Raw genomic sequence first — 21,344 nt, 5'->3', positions numbered from 1 at the left:
AATGCCACACCCGTTGTGGCGGCCAGCGGTCAGGGTGGGATCGACAAACTCGGCACGCAGACCTTCGCTCTCGTCATCCTCGATGTCGGCCTGCCGGACATCAGCGGCCTGAAAGTGCTGGAGAAAATCCAGGCACTTCAGCAACCACCACCGGTGATGATCATCACCGCCCACGGCACGCTGGACACCGCCCTGGAGGCACGGCGTCTCGGCGCACGTGACTATTTCCTCAAGCCTCTCAATCTGGCCGACATACAGCGCGCAATTCGCGAAATCTTCACCCCCGTCATGTTTGAGCAGCGCACTGAAACGACCATGATCGGCAACAGCGAGGCCATGCAGCGTGCCTTCGCCGTCATCGCCCAGGCCAGCGGCAATGATGCGCCCGTCCTCCTGCAAGGCCCTCCCGGCAGCGGCAAGAGTCTGGCCGCTCAGGTCATTCAGCGCCACAGTGCCCGTGCTCAAAAGCCGCTGATCGTGTTTCGTGCCGATGAATGGCAGCAAGATCGCGCGGAGGCCGCACTGGATGAAGCCATCGCCAAAGCAGCGGACGGCGTCCTGTTTTTCGATGAAATCAGCGCCTGGTCCAAGCCGCTGCAAGCCGCCTTGATGCATCGTTTGAGCGCGGGCACGGTGCAGGCACGTCTGTTCAGCGCTGCCAGCCAGGAGGCGGCACCCCATCTGCGTGAAGACTTGTTTTACGCGCTGGCAGTCCTGCAAGTCCTGCTCCCTCCGCTGCGTGAGCGCACGTCAGACATCCCTGCTCTAGCTGTGTCATTTCTGGGGGAGCAGGTGCTCTCAGCCGAGGCACTGGCAGCGCTCAAAGCCCACGCCTGGCCGGGCAACGTGCGCGAACTAAAAACGGCCATGGCTCACGCCGCCGCCGTGTGCAGCGGCAGTACCATTCTACCCCATCACCTGCCCACCAGCATCGTGAAGCCGGATGAATCCAGTCATCTCGAAGAGACCATGAAACGCGCCCTCGCCGCCTGGCTGGATCAAAAGACCACAGGTTCCGATGAAATGATGCCTGCGTATGACACTCTCCTCGAAACGGTGGAAGCCTCCATGTTGGACACCCTGCTCAAGCGCTTCGAAAGCAAGCCCACACGCCTGGCGACCGCGATGAAAATGAACCGCGCGACCCTGCGCCGGAAACTGCGCGAAGAGTAGTCTTGTTGCGGAAGAGGAATCCACTTCTGGTGGTCCATGCGTGGACGTGGGATGGGTGTGTCGACAGCCCGCCCGTCCATGAGCGTATGGCGACGTCCATGACCCTCAGCCTCCCAGAGTCTGGAGTTCATCGCCCGTCCGACTTGCCCGGCACACGCGGATCATTCGCCGGAAAAAACAGCTTCTTCTCACGGTCAAAATAGATCGCCTGGCACGCCCCGAAACCTTCCGACTCCGCAAGTTCGTGTCCAAGCGCCTTCACCCGCTTGAGCGTCCCCTCACCAAAAGCCTTCTCAATCTTCAACTCTTCCGGGTTCCACTGGTGGTGAAATCTCGGTTCCGCCAGCGCCTCAGTCGGCAGCATGCCATCGTCAATGATGTGCGTCAGCAGCAGCAGCGCCTGGGTGATGATCGTCGGGCCTCCCGCCGCTCCAGTCACGATGACAGGCTTGCCGTCCTTCATCACAATCGTGGGGCTCATGCTGGAAAGGGGACGTTTACCCGGCGCAACGGCATTCGCCTCCGCTCCCACCAGCTTGAAGGCGTTTGGAACCCCGGGCTGCACAGCAAAGTCATCCATCTCGTTATTGAGCAGCACCCCAGTGCCGGGAATCACAACCTTGCTGCCGAAGCCGGTGTTGATGGTTTGATTCAGCGCCACCCAGTTGCCCTCTGCGTCCGCAGTGCAGAGAAAGGTGGTGTGCTTGCCAAAAACATCTCCCTCCCAATGCGGAGGCATGTTGTGCGTTGGAACGGCAGTGGCGTGATCAAGATCGATCTTCTGCGCCAGTTCAGCTGCGTAGGCAGGATCAACGAGGCCACGCGGCACCGGAGCGAAATCGGGATCTCCCAGCCAGTAGGCACGATCCGCGAACGCCAGTTTCATCGCTTCAGTGATCACATGGATGCGGCTGCTGGCGCGGAAGTGCCGGATCGGAAAATGCTCAAGGATGTTCAGAATTTGCGCAACATGTACTCCACCCGAACTCGGCGGCGGCATGGTGATGAGATCGTAGCCGCGATACTTCGAGCGGATCGCCGCACGCTCCGGTGCCTGATAACTGGCGAAATCTTCGGCCGTCATGAGGCCTCCATGGGCCTTCATCCACTCCGCCGTCCTTTGTGCGAACTCACCGCCATAGAACCATTCAATCCCGTTTTTCGCTACAGACCGGTAAGTTTTTGAGAGGTCGCTTTGGACGAGCAACTGGCCTTTCTCCAGCGGCTTGCCGTCTTTGAGGAAGATGGCCGCTGAAGACGGAAACTTCGCGAGTTTGCCCGCCATGGCCGCGAGTTTGCGCGCATAGACGGCATCTATCGCGAATCCTTTTTCAGCGATTTCCGCTGCTGGAAGGAGCACATCGGCCAGCTTGAGCTTGCCGTGCTTCGCTTGTGCCGCCGCGCAGGCTTTGAGGTAACCAGGAACACCCGAAGCCAGAGCACCGGTCTTGCTGGCCTCGGCATCGACTTTGCCATTGATCACATACATGTCGCGCTGCGCCTTGGCGGGAGCCATTTCACGACCATCGATGCAGGTCACCGTGCCATCAGCAGCATGAATGACGAAGAAGCATCCACCGCCGAGGCCGGAGTTGTGGCCATCCACCACGCCCAGCGTCAATCCTGCTGCAATGGCGGCGTCGATGGCATTGCCACCTTTCTCAAACGCCTGCTGCCCCGCCTCTGTGGCCAGTGGGTGAACGGTCGCGATGGCGTGTTTCGGGAAGGCGGCATCTGCGGCAAACAGCACCGGATGAGCGAGCAGTACGAGGGTGGCCAGGACTTTCATATCCCCGATGCTAGCTGCGGCAGCGGGGGCGTCGAATCAAAACCGCTCACTCAAACAGGTGGCCTTCCTTCAGGGCTGATCACTGCGCTTCCACTTCACCCATGCGTGGCGGTAGGTGAACGCCATGGCCATGATGCCTGCAAACAGCAGGAAAGCACGGCCCGGTTCCGGCACCAAGTGCACACTGGTGAGGGCAGTTCCAGACAGCCCGAGATCCAGCGTTGCAGTATTGTCAGGTTCCGTCGCCCCAACAGCAAAAGCGGCAGCTATGCTGCAGGCTAACCAGTAACTAAAGGAACGGAACGGCATTGATTTAAATGAATCTTTACCAGATTGACCCCGAGGAGGACAAGGTTTTTCTCGTTTCAGTTTTGTTGCAGAGTTCTCAATTCCAGCTCTTTGCTCAGTGATGCGCAGGCGATAGGCCGAGTTTCTCAATGCCTGCCTTCTCGCTTGCGCGTTCCCTGCGCCTCCGCCATGACTACGCCCGCCCAATTCCGGCATCTTATCCATCATGTCCAACGTCAGTTCTCCGCGTGTTATCAACATAGGCTTAGCAGGTTTAGGCAATGTGGGGGCTGGAGTGTTCAAGAATCTGCAAAAGAATCGCTCCCTCATCAGTCAGCGCATCGGTGCCGAACTCCATATTGCCAAAATAGCGGTGCGTGATCTTTCCCGCGCTCGGGACGTGGAGGTGCCTCTCGCCATGCTCACCACAGACTGGAATGAACTGGTCAACGATCCCGCCATTCCGGTCATCGTCGAACTGATCGGCGGCACGACCATAGCCTACGATCTCGTGGCTGCCGCGTTGCGGGCCAAAAAGATCGTCGTGACTGGCAACAAGGCCCTGCTGGCAGAGCGTGGCAAAGAATTGTTCGCCCTCGCCGAGGAGTGCGGTGTGCCCATCTATTTCGAAGCCGCCGTCGCGGGCGGGATTCCGATCATCCAGGTGCTGCAGGAGGGACTGGTGGGAAATCATATCCGCTCCATTCACGGCATCATCAATGGCACCTGCAATTACATCCTCACCCGCATGTCTCAGGCCGGGCTCAGCTATGCGGCCGCTCTGCAGGAGGCGCAGGACAAGGGCTATGCCGAGGCTGATCCCACGCTGGATGTCAGCGGCTGGGATGCCGCGCACAAGGCCATCATTCTCGCCTCCCTGAGCTACGGCTTCTGGATTCCGCAGGACAAGGTCCATGTCGAAGGCGTGGACCGCGTCAGCATCACCGATTTCCGCTTTGCTGAACGCTTGGGCTACACCATCAAACTCCTTTCCGTCATCCGTGCGGATGAAAATGGCCTCGTCGAGGTTCGCACCCAGCCCTCCCTCGTGCCTCTGTCGCATGTACTTGCCAATGTCAGCGGTGCTTTCAATGCCGTGCTCGTGAATGGTGATGTAGTCGGCGAGACCCTCTTCTACGGCCGTGGTGCCGGTCAGGACCCCACCAGCAGCAGCGTCATCAGCGACTTGTGTGAAGCCGCCGCCGTGTTGATGCACGGCGCCCGCCATAGCGGTTTCGTGCCGCATGGTCTCTACGGCAAATCGAAGCCTGTGGATGACACCGTCTCCCATTACTATTTGCGGCTCACCGTTGACGATGTTCCCGGGGTGCTGGCCCAAGTCGCCACCGCACTCGGCGCCCGCGGAATTGGCATTTCTTCCATGATTCAGCCCGAAGATCTTGAAGACACCAGCGGCGAAACTTCACTCGTGCTCATGATTCATGATGCCCGTCTCGGCGACATGAAATCAGCTCTGGTCGCCATCACTCAGCTCAAATGCGTGCGTGGGGAGCCGAGCTGGATGCGGGTGGAAACACTACAAGGCTAGCGGTCGTTTGACAAAACCCTGCCTGTGAATAATTGGCGTGGAATGCAGTTCCAAAAAATGAGATTATACCGACATGAAAATCGCGCTCTCTGATCTTGCCACCCTTGTCGGGGGAACCGTGCTTTGCGGTGATCCAGCCGGGCAGATCACAGGTTTTGCTTCTCTGAAAGAAGCCATTGCCGGAGACCTGAGTTTTTTCTATGACCCCCGCTACAACGAGAGATTGGTCAATACCCACGCCAGCGCTGTGCTCGTGCCTTTAGGCTGGACGGAATTCCCACCAAATGCCTCCTGCATCGCCGTGGCAGACCCCTCCCGTTCCTTTGAGCAGATTGTGGAGACTTATGGCTTCCAGCCCGCCCCCTTCGCTCCCGGAGTGCATGCCTCGGCAGTGGTCGCAGACGGTGTCAAATTTGATCCGCAGCGTGTTTCCATTGGTGCCAATGCCGTCATCGAATCCGGCGTGGTGCTGGGAGACGAAGTCGAGATTGGCCCGGGTTGTTTTGTCGGGCGCAATGTGGTGATTGGCAAAGGTTCCAGGCTTCACGCAAACTCCACCTTGCACGCCGGGTCCATTCTCGGGGAAGGGGTGTTTATTCATTCCGGTACCGTCATCGGTGCCGATGGCTTTGGTTATGAATTTGACGGGGGACGTCATCGCAAGGTGCGTCAGGCCGGCATCGTCCAGATCGACAATGACGTGGAAATTGGCGCAGGTTGCACCGTGGATCGCGCACGCTTTGGCCGCACCTGGATCGGGGAAGGGACCAAGATCGACAACCTCGTCCAGATTGGCCACAACGTGGTCATCGGCAAACACTGCATCGTTGTCGCCTGCACCGCCATCGCTGGCAGTGCCACCATTGGTGATTTCGTGGTCATCGCCGCCCAGGTCGGCATCGCCGGGCATGTGCATGTCGGTTCGAAGAGCACCCTCGCCGCACGCTGCGGAGTCACCCGTGACCTTGAAGGCGGCCAGACCTACCTCGGCTTTCCCGCCATCCCCGCCGGTGAAGAAAAGCGCCGTCTCGCAAGCATCAATCGCCTGCCTCAGTTGCAGGCACGGGTGAAAGAGCTTGAGGCTCAGATTGCTGCCAATGGCGCGTCTTGATCACCAAAAGCCCCACTGTTGCGTCTTCATCACGTAGAGTCCTAGGGCCAGATTGCCCACTGCGTGCATGAACACACACGCACCCAGACTCTTCGTGCGCACCGCCACGAAGTACACCAGCGCCCCCCACACAAACGCGCCGAAGTAATCCTCCGTGTTGTGAATCAGCATCACCGCGAATGTGACAATCCAGAACACCCGCCAGCGATGCGTGCCAAAGGCCACACGCTCAAACCGCCCATCCTCCGTCAGCAGAAAACGCATCAAAAACCCACGCCAGAACAGCTCCTCCACCAACGGCACCACCAGCACCATGCGCGCAAAGCGCATGCCCACGACAAGACTGAACCACAGCGTTGAGTCCTGCGCGATCATCGGGTCAAACCCTTCCTTGCGTTCAGCAAGTCCGAGCCACTTCCACCACGACGCAGGCTCATACCCATGCTGGATCAAGCTCTCACGCAGAAGTGCCGGCGCCACCCACACCGCAATGCCCACGACCCCCAGCGTAAAAGCGAGCCCCAAACCCCGCCACGGCCTGAACGTGTAGTGCTGGCGAAACAGCACCAGCACCACCGCGCAGACCACTGTTTGCAGCGGATAAGCCCAGTGCTCCGGCGCACGCACATGCCAGGGCAGTTCCGAGTTCTCGATGCGGAACAGACCCGCAACACTGCCCAGCAGCGTGAACATCACCAACGGCAGCACATAGGCTGCTGTGGAGGAGGCGCGCATGCGTGCAAACATCAGGTTGGGCAGTTTAAGGCAGGGCCAGTTCCTTCGCTCGTCCGTCTTTTAGCAGCCACTTGGAGCAACACTCCAAATACAGGCGGTTCCATGTTGAAAGCGTGCCGGCACCCGTGGCCATCAGTGCGACGACGCGGTTGGAAATGTACTCCATCATGTTGCTGAAACGGCCGGGATGGTCAGCCTTGAGCTGACTGCCGCGTTCATAAAAGGCCACAATGCGGCCATCGTAAAAGTACTCGATCAGCTCCTGCCACGCCTCATGCCACCCAAGCTGCCGCTTTTCATAGCGGCCCAGCTCCTTCGCCAGCCGCTCGGGCGCATCAAGGAGCTTCTCGCCGTGCTTGGCAAACATCGCGCTGAGCGACTCCGCCGAATCCAGCGCCAGAAAAACTCCAGGCGAGAGCATCGGATCGACAAACCCAAACGCATCTCCCGCCGCCACCCATCCCGGCCCCTGCGCACGGTCTGAAATAAGCTGATAATTGGTGTAGCTGAAAACATCGGTCATGCGCTTCCGATTAGCCGTCAGCGGTGAGAGCGCCGGATCAGTCGCCAGCACTCGATCAAGGCGCTCATCACCATTCGCGCCAAACTCCGGCAGCGACTTGGGATGCATTACAATGCCGAAGCTCATACGATCCGGCAGCGGAATCCGCCAGCTCCATCCCCAAGGATGATACATGATCGCGATCTGCCCCGGCTCATACGGATGTTCAATGCCGGTGTAGTGCGCGAAGTGCGCCGTGTCCCGCCGCGAACCCGTGGCCGCCTTGATGCCGAGGACCTTTGCCGACGTGCGCGCACGTCCGCTGCAGTCGATGATCAGGTCCGGCTTCGCACCTTCGCGGTAACCTCCCGCCTCCAGCGCCGCCGCATCCAGCTCCAGCTCGGGTTTGCCACCCGGATGCGCCACCAGTCCGGCACGATGCTTCACAAACTTCACTCCCAGTTCCTTCGCGTAATCCTTCAGCACATCGTCAAAACCCGGACGCGGCACATTGTAGGCATACGGCGGCAGACGGCCTTCCACAGACTTGAAATTGAAATTCATCTGCGTGCCAAGGTGATGAATAAAACTCGCCCCCGGCTTGCGCAGCGAGATCGCGGCCACCCGGTCCTCAATGCCCATGCGCTGCAGGATCGCCACAATCGCGGGAATCAGCGACTCACCCACCAGCAAGGCCGGACGCTTCTCATCATCATAAACCAGCGCCTGGATGCCCTGACGGGCAAGCATCGCAGCGAGTGCGCTGCCCGCAGGTCCTGCTCCCAGGATGGCGATGCGTGGAGACGGGTTCATGAATCAGTAACGGCGTAGTTTGCCACTCGCGGTCAGCGGCAGTTCGGAAACAAAGGTGTAGAACAGCGGCACCTTGTAGGCGGAGAGACGTTCCTGGCAAAGTTTTCTCAGCTCAATCGCAGCCGGCGGAGACCCGGCATTTTCAGGAATGATTTCCGCCGCAGGCATCGCCCCCAGCGCAGGATGCGCCCGCCCAGACACACGGGCAGCCTTCACTCCGGCATGACTGCACAGCACCGCCTCCACCTCTTCAGGAAAACACTTCAAGCCGCCCACATTGATCACACTGCGCACCCGACCACGCAGGTAAAGAGAACCGTCTTCATCCATCTCGGCGATGTCTCCCGTCGCAAACCACCCATCGCGCAAAACAGTCTCGCGTGGCTGCCACGGCGTCAGATAAGCATCAAACACTCCCGGCCCACGCAGCATGAGCTCGCCGTCATCCAGTTTCACTTCAAACGCAGGCAGTGCCTGGCCGATCGAGGTCGGCTTGTCCTTCGAATGCTGCAAATTCAAAATCGGCAGCCCCGCCTCGATGATGCCCATCCCCTGCGTGAGATGCAGCCCCGTTTTGCCAGCAAACAACTGCGCCACTTCAGTCGTCAGCGCAAACGCCGTCGAAACCGCAAGCCGCAGCGTGCCAAGCAGGGCGGCATTCGGCAGCCCTGAGAGCATCGTGTAATGGTAAGGCGATCCATACATCACCGTCGCTCCATGCGCCTGCATCATCTCCAGCATCACCTTGGGATCACTCGCTGGCGCAAGGATCGTCGTGGCCCCATGATAAAGATAAAGCACAATCGAAACCGCAAAGTGATGCGCCATCGGCAGCACCCACAGCACCCGATCCTGCGGCCCAATGCATAATCCTTCATTCGCCGCCGTGATCCGGCCCAGCAGCGTCTCATGCGAAATCACAATGCCCTTTGAAGTCCCCGTAGTCCCGCTGCTGAAGCGAATGAAAGCCGGGTTCAGCACCTCAAGCGCCCTCTCATCAAACGCCGGTGGCTCATCATGCACCACCGCCTCAACACGCCACTCCTTCGCACTCTGTGCATGCACAATGACATCCAGCGCCGTCGCTTTGGCCAGCTGTGCACGCTCGCTGACCGTCAGCTCATTCGGGATCGGCACAAAGCAGGCGTTTTGCTGCAAAATCGCCAGCGCCACCACGATGTAATCCGCCCCGCTCGGCGCATTGAGTCCGATGCGTGGCCGCGCCTTCTTCGGCCAGTTCGCATCTTCATTCAGGCGCTGGCCGCATTCCTTCATGCGCGCCTCCAGTTCACCAAACGTAAGCTGCAATTCCGGACTGACCACGGCTGAATGCGTGGGCGTGCTGCGGGCAAAAATAAGATCGACGATGTTCACGTGGCGGGTTCCAGTTGGCTCAAAATTCTTCGCACCTGCAGTGCTAGGTTGGCGGTGTCTTGTTCAGGAAAAGTGGCGGCGATGCCTGTGGCCTGCCCTGTGGCCATGGCGGTGCCCATGACACGCGTGCTTGCCTGTGCTCGATGAGATGCGGACATACAGCGTCCGGCGCTAAACACATTCTGCAAATCGCGCGCACGCAGTGCCCCGAGCGGGATGCCGCAGGCTTTCGGCTCACGCGGATACAGCAGGCGTGCTCCCCGTGCCGTTTCACGCAGCTCGATCGGCCATGTCGCATTCGCCACCGCCTGATCATCGCAGTGACTTTCGAGGATGTCGGCTTCGGTCACGATGATTTCACCAATCCAGCGCCGGCTTTCGCGAATGCCTGCGCGCACCGGAAGGGTGGTGACTCGTGCGTTGCCGAAACCTTCGAGCGTAGCCTTGAGATGCTCGACAATGGCAAAGGTCACTTCGCGACCTTGCATCTCGATCCACGTCAAACTGCGGGGATCGGTCGCATCAAACGCGCACTCCGGTGAATCACCGGGAAGATCAAGCGTGAGGAAGGCTTCGTTCAAAGCGCTGCTCCTGCGAAAATGCGCACCAGCAGCTTCTGCCGGTAGTTTTTTCTCTTGTATCGCTTTGGCAAGGCACCCTGCGATTTGAAGCGGCCCATCGCCCGTGAGTACTGTCGCATCCACATCGCCGAGTCCGACGATGTAAGCCGGACGTTGCAATTCTAGCGCGGGCGTCTGGTCCCACGGCTGGTGCGCGAGTGCCGCCAGCATCGCGTCGCCGCTCGCATCGACAAAGGTGCGCGGCTGCAGTTGCCACGTCTTGCCACGGCACTGCAGCGTCACTTCAGCGATGCGGTTTGCATTTACGACACAGCCCGCGACTTCGGTATGCAGCAGCACCTTCAAGTTCGGCTGCTTGTGACACCATTGATCGAGAAACCATGCAAGACGCTGTGGTTGATACATCAGCACATCGACCTTGCCCATGCGCAGCGGTCCATCCGCGATGCCCTGAGCCAGCAGTTCGCGCTCCAGTTCCACCGGAAGACCGGGATTCGCTATGCATGGCGCTGCATCGGGCGTTAATGGCAGATCATACAAGCCGCAGAACGAATGCACGAGCGATGCCGTGCCAGCGCCGCCGAGGAACCCATGGCGCTCGACCAGCAGCGTGTCCGCGCCCCGACGTGCGGCAGCCAAAGCCGCCGCCACGCCTGCACTGCCGCCACCGATGATGAGAACGTCGGGATTCATGGTCTCATCATTCACCGGGATGCTCAGAACGCCAGCGTTCGCGCATACGATCTCTTCAAGGGTATTCGTGGCCCAAATTGTCATCCGTGATGATCTTCGCATCACCCCAGGCGGATTGCATGGCGGGACGGCGGCACCAGTGGGACATGTTGCCGGGGACGGGGAGCGTCTCTCCCTTGAGGAAGTCGAGCACGCCTTCGATTTGATCGGGCGCGATGACGGGCTGGCCGTCGATGTGATAATCGGCGAGAACTTTTTGCCAGCGCTCACGATTGGGCTCCAGCGGCGCATTGCTGGCGAGGCAGTGATTCATCACCATCAGCGTATGCGGAAAGACCTCCATCCCTGTGCGCGCAGCTCTTGGGGACTCGGTGCAGTTCCAATAGGCGATGCCGTCGGGTGTGAGGTGCTCTTTCACCTCGGTCAAAAATTCGCGGGACAGCAGGGCGGAGGCAAACTCGCGCCAGTGATGCGTGGTGTTCATCACGATGGCATCGAAGCGTGCATCCGGGTGCTGACGCAGCCAGCGGCGGCCATCGTCAATGACGAGTTCGAGCTTGGGATTGGTCAGCAAACTCGCGACTTCGGGGCGCTCGCGAATGAGATCGAGATAACCATGGCTAAGCTCAATGGCGGTGACGTGTTTCACCTGCGGATGATTGACGAGAATCTGCGTCCAAGAGCCGCTGGCGACACCGATCACGAGGACGTTTTCAATGCGATCCCGCACAGCGGAAAGGAAGTAAGGCCGCACCAGCCAGGATTTTGGCTCCAGCTTGGTGCCGATCATGCCGTCATAAGCGCCATTGCCATAAACCGCATTGCTGGTGTCCACCGTGATGACGCCATGGCGTGATTCGATGACGTTGGCGAAGCGCATGCCGGGCTTGTAATCGTGCTTGTATTGCAGGTGCTCGTAGAGGCTGTCGAACGAATTCGTGGAAAGCATGGCAGCGACAATGATCGCCATGGTAAAGTTAAAGTGTCGAGAGGGGCGGGCCGGGGAAATGCTTCTCATCCACAGCAATGACACGCCGAGGAGAAACAAGCTAAGTGCATGCAGGCTCAGCCATTCCATGAAGAGGAAACCGGTAAGCAGGCTGCCTGCGCCGGAGCCGATGATGTTGGCGAGATAGAGCCGCGAAAGCTGACTGCCGGTGTCCCTGCCTGGGGGAATGGCCGCGTGGCAGAGCAGGGGAAACGTCAGCCCGATCAGCGCGCCAGCAGCGATGACAAAGATATAACCAAGTTCCCAGGCAAGGATCGAGGCTGCGCTTGCGGTGAGTAATGCGACGAAAAATCCAGCAACGCTCGAAATTTGCACCCAGCGTGCGAGTTTGGCACGCAGATCGCCGGGCTGAGTCAATAAACGCGGGCTCAACAGAGAGCCAATCGCGAGGCCGAGCAGGTAGCTCCCCAGCAGGTACCCAAACACCGGCGCACGGGAGGCGCTGGCGAAGTTGAACACGCGTGACCAGATGATCTCCCACGACAAGGCGAGAAAACCCGAGATGGCGGACCACAGCAAGGCGGTGCGGAACGGGATCGCGCAGGGCGCATTGGCAGCGGGAGCGGCGGCAGGGGCAGCGGACTCAGCCGGCGGCTTTCTTAACATGAGCAGCACAATGAGCGCGGCAGCAGCGTTCAAACTGGCTGCGACATGAACCGTGCCGCTCATGCCAAAACTGCCGAGCAGCCAGTGCGCAGCGATGAATGCCCCCAGGGCTGCGCCCAGCGTGTTCACAAAGTAGAGACGGCTCACGCTGTGGCCGACGTGAGCGGTGTCGCGCACCTGATGCGCGACGAGCAGCGGCAGCGTGGCACCCATGAGCAACGTGGGCAGGAACACGAGCAGGAAGACGAGTGCACCGGTGGTGAGACCGTGGGATTGCACGGAGGTGAGCGCACCTACGGCGTCGAACAACTTGAGCGAGATGAGGCCATAGGCACCGACACCGAGTTCCGCGAGTCCAAAAAGCAGCACGAGCGGCGCACGCGTTGATTTGGAAATCCATCCGCCCGCGATGCTGCCGATGCCGAGCCCGGCGAGGAATGCCGCCACGACCATGGCCACGGATTCGACGTTGCTGCCATAGATCGTGAGCAGCGCACGCTGCCACACGAGCTGGTAGATCAGCGCCGAGATGCCGGAGAGAATGAAAACGCCATGCAGGATGATGGCGTGGAGGCGGCGAGACATGGGATCACTCGAAGCCGTTGGCGCGAAGGAAGGTCAGGCTGTTGGGGATCTGCTCCAGCGAAGTGGGGGATTCATCTTCAATGAAGTAGTGCTGCACGCCCTCCTTGCGGGCGGCGGCGAAGATGGCTTTCCAGTCCATCTGGCCGGTGCCGAGAGTGACATCGTTTTCCACATCGGTCTTGCCGGTGAGGAACCCAGTGGCGATGCCTTTCTTCAAATCCTTGAGATGCATGAGCTTCCAGCGGCCGCTGTATTTTTCGAGCAGCTTCACCGGATCTTGGCCTGGGAAGATAATCCACAGGATGTCCATCTGCATGGAGACGAATTCGGGCTTGGTCTCGCGCAGGAAGAGATCCAGCAGCGTGCCGTCACCGTAGGGTTCAAACTCGAAGCCGTGTGCGTGGTAAAACATCGTGATGCCTTCTTTGGCGAGTGCCTCACCGGCCTTGTTGAAAACGGCGATGGCATCGCGGCACTCCGCTTCATCAAAGCTGTCCTTATGGTCGATCCAAGCGCACCCGGCATACTTGATGCCCAGTGTCTTTGCTTCCTTCACGACGTTGTCGAGATCGTTCTTGTAGCGCGCATAGGGGAAGTGGCTGCTGACAGCCTTCAGGCCGCGTTGTTCCAGCTCTGCTTTAAACTGCTCGGCGTTGAGATCGTAGGTGCCGGCGAGTTCCACCTCCTTAATGCCAAACTCCTTCACGCGATCCAGCGTCCAAGGCACGCCTCGCAGCTTGAACTGGCTGCGCAGGCTGTAGAGCTGCAAACCGGCAGCGTTCGGGGCATCGGCAGCAAAAATTTGAGCCGAGATCGCAAGGGCGAGGAAGAAGGAAGTGAATTTCATGGATGAAGACGAGGATGGTTGAAAAAAGGGTGGGGGAATGTCACGGACGAACTTCACACCCGCCGAATCGCCGCGGCAAACGCACCATCCATTTGATCCTCCGGCGGAAAGCTCTGGCGGGTGGTGACGAGTTCGTAGCCAGGAGTCGATTCAAGTACGCTGCTGACGAGCAATTCATTCTCCGCAGGCTCAATGCTGCAGGTGCTATAAACAAGGATGCCGCCCGGCTTCAAAACACGCAGGCAGTTGCGCAGCAGTTGAGTCTGTGTTTCCACCTGCGCAGTGATGTCTGCGGGTTCCAAACGCCAGCGTACATCCACACGGCGGCGCATGACGCCGGTGTTGGAGCAGGGGACATCGAGAAGGATGCGGTCAAAGCCTGCCTTGGCAAATTCGGGGATCTGTGGGTCCATCCAGTCGTGCTGCTCGATTTGGGCATTGGTGACGTGGAGACGGTGCAGATTGCCTTCCAAACGACGCAGACGGCCTGGGGCCACATCGCAGGCGATGATCTCGCCGGTATTTTCCATGAGCTGGGCCAGCAGGGCGGTCTTGCCACCGGGAGCGGCGCAGGCATCCAGCACGCGCATGCCCTGCTGTGGGTCGAGCAGGCGCGGGGCCATGGCGGTGCTGGGATCCTGCATGTACACTTTGCCCACGCTCAAATCTTCACGCGGCAGGTGATCGCAGACGATGAAGTCTTCCGTCGTCTCTGTCTCCATCTGCGGATACAGCCGGTTGACGCGGGCGCAGATGGGGGCGGGAACTTGATTCCACTCGCAGAGCGCGATTGTTTTGGCTTCGCCATAAAGGCCGAGCCAGTGCTCAATGAGCCATTTCGGGTGCGAGGTGCGGGTTTCGAGCGGCAGGCCGTCCACCATGGCCAGCAGTTCGGCGGATTCGCGGCAGGCACGGCGCAGGACGGCATTGATCAGGCTCCGCGCACGGCCGGTGGCGGCCACAGTTTCATTCACGGCGGCATATTCTGAAACTTTGAGGATCAACACCTGGCAGAGGCCGATGCGCAGGCCCCAGCGGCTGCGGTGGTCGAGGTGCTTGTCCTCGGTGATCACGGCGATCCAGTGGTCGAGCAGTGAGAGATTGCGCAGCGTGGTGAGGACAATGTCACGCAAAAAGGCGGCGTCGGGCAGGCTGAGGCCGCAGTCGCGCTGGATGTGGTCCATCAAGTCGGCGGCGAAGCGCTCTCCTCCAGACCATTCTCCCAAAACATCCAGCGCCATGCCTCGGATGGGGACGGCGGGAGGGCGGGAAGAGGAAGTTGGGCGTGGTTGGCTCATGGACTGCACGACTAAGGCGGTGTGGCGCTGGACACAAGCCGCCCTTTGTCCGCAGTGGGAGGAATGATTGACAAACTTCCCGACCCCGCCTTTATGATGGCCCCCCGCCTTTTTCACCCGCCCAACCACACCTGACCATGGATTTTATCGCCAAGAACATCGCCGAAGTAGCTCCTTCAATGACCCTGTCCATCACCAGCCAGGCGAAAGCGTTGAAGAAGCAGGGCGTGGACGTGCTGAATTTCGGAGCCGGTGAGCCCGACTTCGACACGCCTGCACCGATCATCGCCGCTGCCGTAGAAGCCCTGAACACCGGCAAAACCCGCTACACGGAAAGCGCCGGCATCCTCGAACTGCGTGAAGCCATCTCCTCGAAGCTGCTGGTGGACAACAAAGTGCAGTATGAGCCCTCCCAGATCAGCGTGAACTGCGGTGCCAAGCATTCCTGCTACAACGCCATCCTTGCCTGCGTCAATCCGGGCGATGAAGTGATCATTCCTGCTCCTTACTGGACCAGCTATCCTGAAATGGTGCGCATCGTCGGCGGCATTCCGGTGATCGTCGAGACGAAGCGTGAAAACGGCTGGAAGCTCACTCCGGACGAGTTCGAGGACGCCATGTCCCCGATGACAAAGATGATCATCCTGAACACTCCAGGTAATCCGACCGGCTCCATCTATACCCGCGAAGAACTCACCGCGCTGGCCGACATCGCCGTGGGTGAAGGCATCATCATCCTCTCCGACGAAATCTACGAAAAGCTCGTCTATGGCGGCAATGAGCACATCAGCATTGCCTCCCTGAGCAAGGATATCTACGACCATACCATCACCATCAACGGTTTCTCCAAGGCCTATGCGATGACCGGCTGGCGTCTCGGCTACACCGCCGCTCCGAAGAAGATCGCCGAATCCATCGACACCATTCAGAGCCACACCACCAGCAACCCGACCAGCTTTGCCCAATACGGTGCGCTGGCCGCACTGCAGATGGATCAGCAGATCGTCAGCGACATGCGTGATGAATTCGACGTGCGCCGCCAATACATGCTGGGCCGTCTGAACAACATCAAGAACGTCCGTGTGGTTGAGCCAATGGGCGCCTTCTACTTCCTGGTGGACATCGAGCCGACTCAGATCAAGAGCGTGAATTTCTGTGAAAAGCTGCTCAGCAAGCAAAAGGTCGCCATCGTTCCAGGTGTCGCCTTCGGCGCCGAGCACACCGTGCGCTTCAGCTACGCCACCGGGCTGGACGTGATCAACGCCGGCATGGACCGCTTCGAAGAGTTCTGCAATCAGCACTAATTCTGATTCCGCTTTCACTTCCGGCCAATCCTCGTCTTCAATCGCAAACCACCAACATTATGGGCATCTACAACAACATCGTCGAAACCGTCGGTAAAACACCGCTGGTGAAGCTCAACAAAGTCACCGCTGGCCTCAATGCCACGATTGCTTTGAAATGTGAGTTCTTTAATCCGCTTGGCAGCGTGAAGGATCGTATCGGCGCCGCCATGATTGAGGACGCCGAAAAGCGCGGCATTTTGAATGCGGACACCACCATCGTGGAGCCCACCAGCGGCAATACCGGCATCGCCCTGGCGTTTGTCGCAGCAGCAAAGGGTTACAAGCTCATCCTGACGATGCCGGAAACGATGTCTATGGAACGCCGCACGCTGCTCGCGCTGCTCGGCGCGGAGCTCGTGCTCACCCCAGGTGCGCAGGGCATGAAGGGGGCCATCGCCAAGGCTACCGAGATCGTCGCTGCCACGCCGAATGCTTGGATGCCGCAGCAGTTTGAAAACCCCGCCAATCCCGCCATCCACGCGAAGACAACCGCTGAAGAGCTTTGGGCCGACACCGATGGCAAGATAGACATTTTCGTTTCGGCTGTCGGCACGGGCGGCACCATCACGGGTGTGACGGAAGTCATCAAGCCCCGTAAGCCAAGCTTCCTGGCCATTGCTGTCGAGCCGGAAAGCTCCCCGGTCATCACGCAAACCCTCGCTGGTGAACCTTTGCAGCCCGGTCCGCACAAGATCCAAGGTGCCGGTGCTGGATTCATTCCTGCCAACCTTCATCTGAAAGACAGCGCAGGCAATTCGCAGATCACGGAGTGCGTCAAAGTCACCAACGACGAAGCTTTTGCCATGGCTCGCCGCATTGCCAAAGAAGAAGGCATCCTCGTCGGCATCAGCACCGGTGCCAACGTGGTTGCAGCCATCGCAATCGCCAAGCGTCCTGAAAACGCGGGCAAGCTGATCGTCACCATCGCCTGCTCCACCGGCGAGCGCTACCTTTCCACCGCGTTGGCTGACGAAGCCCGTGCCAAAGTGGGAGCGTGAGCTCTCCAATGACGAATGAGTCTCGAATGACCAGTCACCTCAACGGGGGATTGGCTTCGTTTCCTTTCGTTATTCTACTGAACCAGCCGTTCACTCGACTCTAAAAACCGCCTCTTTATGTCCCAACTCGATTCCACCTCCCAAGAACTCCCGGCCACAGGCATGGAAAAGTTCATGGAGGATAACTCCCGCAAGCTCGTCTGGCTTTTCATCATCGCGGTGGTTGCCCTTTGTGCCTACGCCTTTCTTCAGCATCAAAACACCCTCAAGGCCAATGAGGCTGCTGAAGCTTTCACGGGTGCGAAAACGGTGGAGGACTGTGATCTCGTCATCTCGCGTTATCCCGGCACCATGGCCGCTGCCAACGCGCTGCTGCTGAAAGCGGATTTGCTGTGGGATCAGAACAAGAAATCCTCCGCAGTGGAAGCACTCAAGGAGTTCACCACCAAGGACGCCAGCAATCCCTTGGCTGTTTTTGCGCTGCTCGGCCTTGGCACCAAGCTCGATGCCATGGGCGAAAGCAAGGAAGCGCAGGCCATTTTTGAGCGCATCACCAGCGAATTTTCCTCCAGCGAAGCTGCTCCCCTGGCGCAAGTGCGTCTCGGTGACCTGCTCTGGGCGCAGGGCAAGGCTGATGAGGCCAAGAAGGCCTATGAAGAGATTGCCGTGAAGTTTCCCGACATGCCGGGATTTCAGGTGATCGGTCAAAATCGTCTCGACTGGATCACTGCCACGCTGCCGACCAAGGAAGTCGATGCACCGCCTGCACCGAAAGTGGAATCCAAACCTGCCGCTGCTGTCCCCGGCATGCCCAATTTCAAGTTGAATGTGGGCGATGGTGCCGTCGGCGCTACGCTCCTTCCTTCTGGATCACCCGCGGCAACTCCTGCAATGACGACGCCAGCAACAACTCCTGCTCCCGCCGCGACTGCTCCACCAGCACCTGTGACGCCCTCTGTCACTCCTGCTCCTGCCGCGAGCAAACCAGCCACCGCGCCTGCTCCTGCTACGCCACCCGCCGCTCCTGTTCCCACCGCGCCCGCTCCTGCTACGCCACCTGCTACTCCTGCTCCGGCCGCAACCACACCAGCCGCCGCGCCTGCTCCTGTGTCCCCACCAGCCGCTCCAACGCCGGAGGCTCCGAAGCCTTAATGAGAGTGTGCCGGACGCTTTCGTCCGGCTACCGAGTGTTTTACATGCCGCCGGACAAAAGTGTCCGGCGTCTTCTTATGCAGCAAGCCACTCCGCAATTGCCGCGATTACTTCGTTGCGCTGGTCTTCGCTGAGTTCGCCGTAGATCGGAATGCTCAGCACTTCACTTGCGACGCGATGAGAAACTTCGCAGCCTGAGAGGGACGTTGCGGGAAGGTCCGCAAAACACGTCTGCTGATCGAGCGTGACGGGATAGTAGATGTCGCAGCCAATCTTTTTGGCCACGAGATGGTCACGCAGGGCGTCACGCTGGCCGCCGAGCACGCGGATGGTGAACTGGTTCCAGATGTGCTCGTTGTGTTCGTAGCTCACGGGAAGCACGATCTTGGCATGCTGCGCGGTCAGCCAGGTGTCCTGGGTGCTCACGCATTTGCAGTGGGCAGGATCTGCCTGGACCACGCCGGGTAGTTTTGACAGAGCCTCAATGTAATGCGCGGCATTGCGCTGGCGATCCGCTGTGTATTGCGCATAGCGTTTCACCTTCACACTCAGCAAGGCGCATTGCAGCGTGTCCATGCGGAAATTTCCGCCGACATAGTGGTGGTAGTACTTGGGCTTGCCGCCATGCACACGCAGCACACGGGCGTACTCAGCGAGTCCGTCGTCATTGGTCACCAGCATGCCGCTATCGCCGAAGCCGCCGAGGTTCTTGCTCGGGAAGAAGCTGTAGGTGCCAAAGTCACCCAGAGTGCCGCTGCTTTCGCCGCGGTATTTGGCGCCGATGGACTGCGCGGCGTCCTCGATCACCTTGAGGCCGTGTTCCTTCGCCAGAGCTAGGATGGCGGTCATATCTGCGCACTGGCCGAAGAGATGGACGGGGATGATCGCGCGAGTCTTCTCGGTGATCTTTTTCCGCGCATCATTCACATCCATGTTGAAGCAGATCGGGCAGACGTCGGTGAACACCGGCACGGCACCGAGGCGTGCCACGGCACCCGCCGTGGCAAAGAAGGTAAATGCGGGGCACAGCACTTCATCGCCCGCTTTGATGTCGAGCGCCATGAGGGCCAGCAGCAGGGCATCGGTGCCGGAAGAAACGGACAGCGCGTGCTTCACGCCGACCATTTCTGCGATTTCCTTTTCAAAGATCTCCATTTCCGGCCCCATGATGAATCTCCCGTGATGCAGCACCTGCGTGAAGGCGGCTTGGAGTTCGGATTCAAGAGGCTGGTTCTGGGCGTTGACGTCGAGAAGTGGGACGGGCATGGGAGGAAAAAATGACGAAGGCTGAATGATGAATGACGAATGGCGGGCGTGCCAGCGATTCCTTATTCCGTCAGTTGGGGCCAGCCGCCCACCTCCTCCTGAGAGTGGACCACGGCCTGGAACTTTTTCTCACGCACACTGGTGATGACACGCTGATCCACGGCATCCCGCGCATGGGAGCAGCCCGCGCTGTCCAGAACGCTGCGCAGCACCTCGGCGGCGCTTTGCGGTGGAATGGGGGCCGGACTGGTGAAGATCGGCTGCTCATGCAGCTGCTTCAAAGCATCGGGCATGAGGTTTTCACGGCCTTTGGTGTCACTAAGCTTCACCTGTTGGCTATCATCCACAAACGCACTCACACCGGCATGGACGCCATGCTTCATCACCGCCTCGATGGCAGGGCGCTTTGGGTCACCAAGATACACATTGCCGATGAACTGGAATGCGTAGCCTTTGGCGGTGGCTTCATCTTTGTGATCTTCGATGCCGGTGGTGTAGCGAGATCCCGATTTCTGGTAGTCAAACATCACATTGTTCACAGCCTCCATCTGCACGCCGTAGTCATCGCCCTTGCGCATGTCATTGGCCTCGAACTGCGGTCCGCGCATGACGTAGCGGGCGAACAGGCAGTGATGCACGCTCAGCGTGTCTGCGCTGGAGTTGAAGCAGAAGGCGTGATTGTCGCCATAGGGGTGTAGTTCGGGATTGCTCAGCGGCTCGGCGAGGATACACCACTGCACCGTGACATTCTGGCAATGCACCACGCTGAACAACTCATCACAGCTCCAGGACGTCGAGACATGGTCAATGATCGCATCTTTACAGCGCGTGAGGCCGATGCAGTCGAGCGCATTCGAATGCTCCGGACGCTTCAGATTCTGCTCGCGGTTCTTGCGCTTCGTCGTCTCATCGCCCAGCCGCAAGCGGATATTCCTCACGATGATGTCATGGGTGTCGGTGAACTCCAGCGATCCACCACGCAGGCAGACGCCCATCCCCTGCGCATCGCCGCCATCGATGGTGATGAATGGCTCGCGAATTTCGACTTCATCTTGTAGGAGAATCGTGCCTGCCACTTGGAACTTCACGATGCGCGGCCCTTTCTGTAGAACTGCCCAGCGGAAGGAGCCTTCGGGTGGATGTTTCAAATCGTCGTCCAGGCGAGTGACTTGTATGACCTGCCCGCCTTTCCCGCCTTTCGAAAAAGCCCCAAAACCAGCAGATTCTGGGAAGGCAAATTCAGGTGCGGCGATGGCCGACAAGCTGATGCCCATGTGGAGTGAAAAGAGGAGGCGATGCATGCCGTCTAAACACGTTCGGAGCTGTGATCTTCCAAGTAAAATGCCCGGTGAAACCGCCCTCAAGAAGCGCGGAGCGCTGGCACAAGCGTAGCCGTGAATGCCAAACCACGGTTCGGAGGAACGGCATTCGTGATGTGACTCGCGTAACCGCGTAGCGGTGATACAACCTGCCGCAACACACACGGTGATGGCCTTGCCATAGAAGGAGCGGAGCTTTGTGTCACCGCTACGCGGTTCTCCCGTTGTACAGGTCGGCGATCTGCATAACCGTGGGTTGGCACCCACGGCTACGGTTGTATCAGCGCTACGCGCTTATTGGCGGGCGTTG

At 59.3% G+C, this 21,344-nt stretch carries 17 protein-coding genes; 6 read left to right on the top strand and 11 right to left on the bottom strand.

Features of this window, described 5'->3' with window-relative positions:
- The coding region (locus PSV43_RS25730) for a response regulator (RefSeq protein ID WP_300204585.1) at positions 1-1,173 on the top strand (1,173 nt) is incomplete at its 5' end.
- 127 nt (positions 1,174-1,300) lie between these two features.
- Here PSV43_RS25730 and ggt read toward each other — a convergent pair.
- Entirely contained in the window at positions 1,301-2,962 is a 1,662-nt protein-coding gene (ggt, locus tag PSV43_RS25725) for a gamma-glutamyltransferase (protein ID WP_300204582.1), read from the bottom strand.
- 69 nt (positions 2,963-3,031) lie between these two features.
- On the bottom strand, positions 3,032-3,478 hold the full coding sequence (locus PSV43_RS25720; protein WP_300204579.1) for a PEP-CTERM sorting domain-containing protein: 447 nt from the start codon (positions 3,476-3,478) through the stop codon (positions 3,032-3,034).
- On the opposite strand from PSV43_RS25720, the gene PSV43_RS25715 reads away from it, so the two are divergent.
- Both PSV43_RS25715 and lpxD read left to right on the top strand, forming a co-directional pair.
- Positions 3,477-4,799: a homoserine dehydrogenase gene (locus PSV43_RS25715; RefSeq protein WP_300204577.1), complete on the top strand. Its 1,323-nt coding sequence runs from the start codon at positions 3,477-3,479 to the stop codon at positions 4,797-4,799. The genes PSV43_RS25720 and PSV43_RS25715 overlap by 2 nt on opposite strands.
- Before the next feature lie 73 nt (positions 4,800-4,872).
- Entirely contained in the window at positions 4,873-5,910 is a 1,038-nt protein-coding gene (gene lpxD / locus PSV43_RS25710; RefSeq protein ID WP_300204574.1) for a UDP-3-O-(3-hydroxymyristoyl)glucosamine N-acyltransferase, read from the top strand.
- Here the strand turns inward: lpxD and PSV43_RS25705 are convergent, their stop codons facing one another.
- From PSV43_RS25705 to PSV43_RS25675, 7 genes are read right to left on the bottom strand one after another with little or no spacing between them, the layout of a single operon-like run.
- Complete coding sequence (locus PSV43_RS25705) at positions 5,911-6,645, bottom strand: CAAX prenyl protease-related protein (RefSeq protein ID WP_300204571.1); 735 nt, start codon at positions 6,643-6,645, stop codon at positions 5,911-5,913. It abuts the gene before it with no gap.
- 25 nt (positions 6,646-6,670) lie between these two features.
- Positions 6,671-7,960 carry an NAD(P)/FAD-dependent oxidoreductase gene (locus tag PSV43_RS25700; RefSeq protein WP_300204568.1) on the bottom strand — a complete coding sequence of 430 codons (1,290 nt, stop codon included), beginning with the start codon at positions 7,958-7,960 and terminating at the stop codon, positions 6,671-6,673.
- A 3-nt stretch (positions 7,961-7,963) separates the two neighbouring features.
- Positions 7,964-9,334 carry an AMP-binding protein gene (locus PSV43_RS25695; protein ID WP_300204565.1) on the bottom strand — a complete coding sequence of 457 codons (1,371 nt, stop codon included), beginning with the start codon at positions 9,332-9,334 and terminating at the stop codon, positions 7,964-7,966.
- A complete protein-coding gene (locus PSV43_RS25690; RefSeq protein WP_300204563.1) occupies positions 9,331-10,608 on the bottom strand; it encodes an FAD-dependent oxidoreductase in 1,278 nt (425 codons plus the stop codon). The genes PSV43_RS25695 and PSV43_RS25690 overlap by 4 nt, the downstream gene beginning before the upstream one ends.
- 55 nt (positions 10,609-10,663) lie before the next feature.
- On the bottom strand, positions 10,664-12,808 hold the full coding sequence (locus PSV43_RS25685) for a fused MFS/spermidine synthase (RefSeq protein ID WP_300204560.1): 2,145 nt from the start codon (positions 12,806-12,808) through the stop codon (positions 10,664-10,666).
- Between the two features lie 4 nt (positions 12,809-12,812).
- Positions 12,813-13,655, bottom strand: coding sequence for a sugar phosphate isomerase/epimerase (locus PSV43_RS25680; protein WP_300204556.1), 843 nt, complete (start codon positions 13,653-13,655; stop codon positions 12,813-12,815).
- A gap of 53 nt (positions 13,656-13,708) precedes the next feature.
- Positions 13,709-14,953: a transcription antitermination factor NusB gene (locus PSV43_RS25675; protein WP_300204554.1), complete on the bottom strand. Its 1,245-nt coding sequence runs from the start codon at positions 14,951-14,953 to the stop codon at positions 13,709-13,711.
- Between the two features lie 137 nt (positions 14,954-15,090).
- Between PSV43_RS25675 and PSV43_RS25670 the strand changes: the two genes are divergently transcribed.
- From PSV43_RS25670 to PSV43_RS25660, 3 genes are all read left to right on the top strand, one after another.
- Entirely contained in the window at positions 15,091-16,257 is a 1,167-nt protein-coding gene (locus PSV43_RS25670) for a pyridoxal phosphate-dependent aminotransferase (protein WP_300204551.1), read from the top strand.
- Between the two features lie 59 nt (positions 16,258-16,316).
- Positions 16,317-17,297, top strand: coding sequence for a cysteine synthase A (cysK, locus tag PSV43_RS25665; protein ID WP_300204548.1), 981 nt, complete (start codon positions 16,317-16,319; stop codon positions 17,295-17,297).
- A gap of 117 nt (positions 17,298-17,414) precedes the next feature.
- Complete coding sequence (locus PSV43_RS25660; protein WP_300204545.1) at positions 17,415-18,449, top strand: tetratricopeptide repeat protein; 1,035 nt, start codon at positions 17,415-17,417, stop codon at positions 18,447-18,449.
- 75 nt (positions 18,450-18,524) lie between these two features.
- Here PSV43_RS25660 and PSV43_RS25655 read toward each other — a convergent pair whose 3' ends face one another.
- Together PSV43_RS25655 and PSV43_RS25650 are read right to left on the bottom strand one after the other, a co-directional pair.
- On the bottom strand, positions 18,525-19,715 hold the full coding sequence (locus PSV43_RS25655) for a DegT/DnrJ/EryC1/StrS family aminotransferase (protein ID WP_300204543.1): 1,191 nt from the start codon (positions 19,713-19,715) through the stop codon (positions 18,525-18,527).
- Between the two features lie 62 nt (positions 19,716-19,777).
- Positions 19,778-21,016 carry a hypothetical protein gene (locus PSV43_RS25650; protein WP_300204540.1) on the bottom strand — a complete coding sequence of 413 codons (1,239 nt, stop codon included), beginning with the start codon at positions 21,014-21,016 and terminating at the stop codon, positions 19,778-19,780.
- Positions 21,017-21,344 lie beyond the last annotated feature (328 nt).

Source organism: Prosthecobacter sp., from assembly GCF_029946185.1.
Taxonomy (GTDB): domain Bacteria; phylum Verrucomicrobiota; class Verrucomicrobiia; order Verrucomicrobiales; family Verrucomicrobiaceae; genus Prosthecobacter.
The sequence above is the reverse complement of the archived record's forward strand: the minus strand, read 5'-3'. Positions and strand labels throughout refer to the sequence as shown.

Excerpts from the sequence above, each read along its gene's own strand:
- ggt (WP_300204582.1), bottom strand. The coding sequence starts at position 2,962 with ATGAAAGTCCTGGCCACCCTCGTACTGCTCGCTCATCCGGTGCTGTTT.
- PSV43_RS25715 (WP_300204577.1), top strand. The coding sequence starts at position 3,477 with ATGTCCAACGTCAGTTCTCCGCGTGTTATCAACATAGGCTTAGCAGGT.
- PSV43_RS25720 (WP_300204579.1), bottom strand. The coding sequence starts at position 3,478 with ATGATGGATAAGATGCCGGAATTGGGCGGGCGTAGTCATGGCGGAGGC.
- lpxD (WP_300204574.1), top strand. The coding sequence starts at position 4,873 with ATGAAAATCGCGCTCTCTGATCTTGCCACCCTTGTCGGGGGAACCGTG.
- PSV43_RS25705 (WP_300204571.1), bottom strand. The coding sequence starts at position 6,645 with ATGCGCGCCTCCTCCACAGCAGCCTATGTGCTGCCGTTGGTGATGTTC.
- PSV43_RS25700 (WP_300204568.1), bottom strand. The coding sequence starts at position 7,960 with ATGAACCCGTCTCCACGCATCGCCATCCTGGGAGCAGGACCTGCGGGC.
- PSV43_RS25690 (WP_300204563.1), bottom strand. The coding sequence starts at position 10,608 with ATGAATCCCGACGTTCTCATCATCGGTGGCGGCAGTGCAGGCGTGGCG.
- PSV43_RS25685 (WP_300204560.1), bottom strand. The coding sequence starts at position 12,808 with ATGTCTCGCCGCCTCCACGCCATCATCCTGCATGGCGTTTTCATTCTC.
- PSV43_RS25680 (WP_300204556.1), bottom strand. The coding sequence starts at position 13,655 with ATGAAATTCACTTCCTTCTTCCTCGCCCTTGCGATCTCGGCTCAAATT.
- PSV43_RS25675 (WP_300204554.1), bottom strand. The coding sequence starts at position 14,953 with ATGAGCCAACCACGCCCAACTTCCTCTTCCCGCCCTCCCGCCGTCCCC.
- PSV43_RS25670 (WP_300204551.1), top strand. The coding sequence starts at position 15,091 with ATGGATTTTATCGCCAAGAACATCGCCGAAGTAGCTCCTTCAATGACC.
- cysK (WP_300204548.1), top strand. The coding sequence starts at position 16,317 with ATGGGCATCTACAACAACATCGTCGAAACCGTCGGTAAAACACCGCTG.
- PSV43_RS25660 (WP_300204545.1), top strand. The coding sequence starts at position 17,415 with ATGTCCCAACTCGATTCCACCTCCCAAGAACTCCCGGCCACAGGCATG.
- PSV43_RS25655 (WP_300204543.1), bottom strand. The coding sequence starts at position 19,715 with ATGCCCGTCCCACTTCTCGACGTCAACGCCCAGAACCAGCCTCTTGAA.
- PSV43_RS25650 (WP_300204540.1), bottom strand. The coding sequence starts at position 21,016 with ATGCATCGCCTCCTCTTTTCACTCCACATGGGCATCAGCTTGTCGGCC.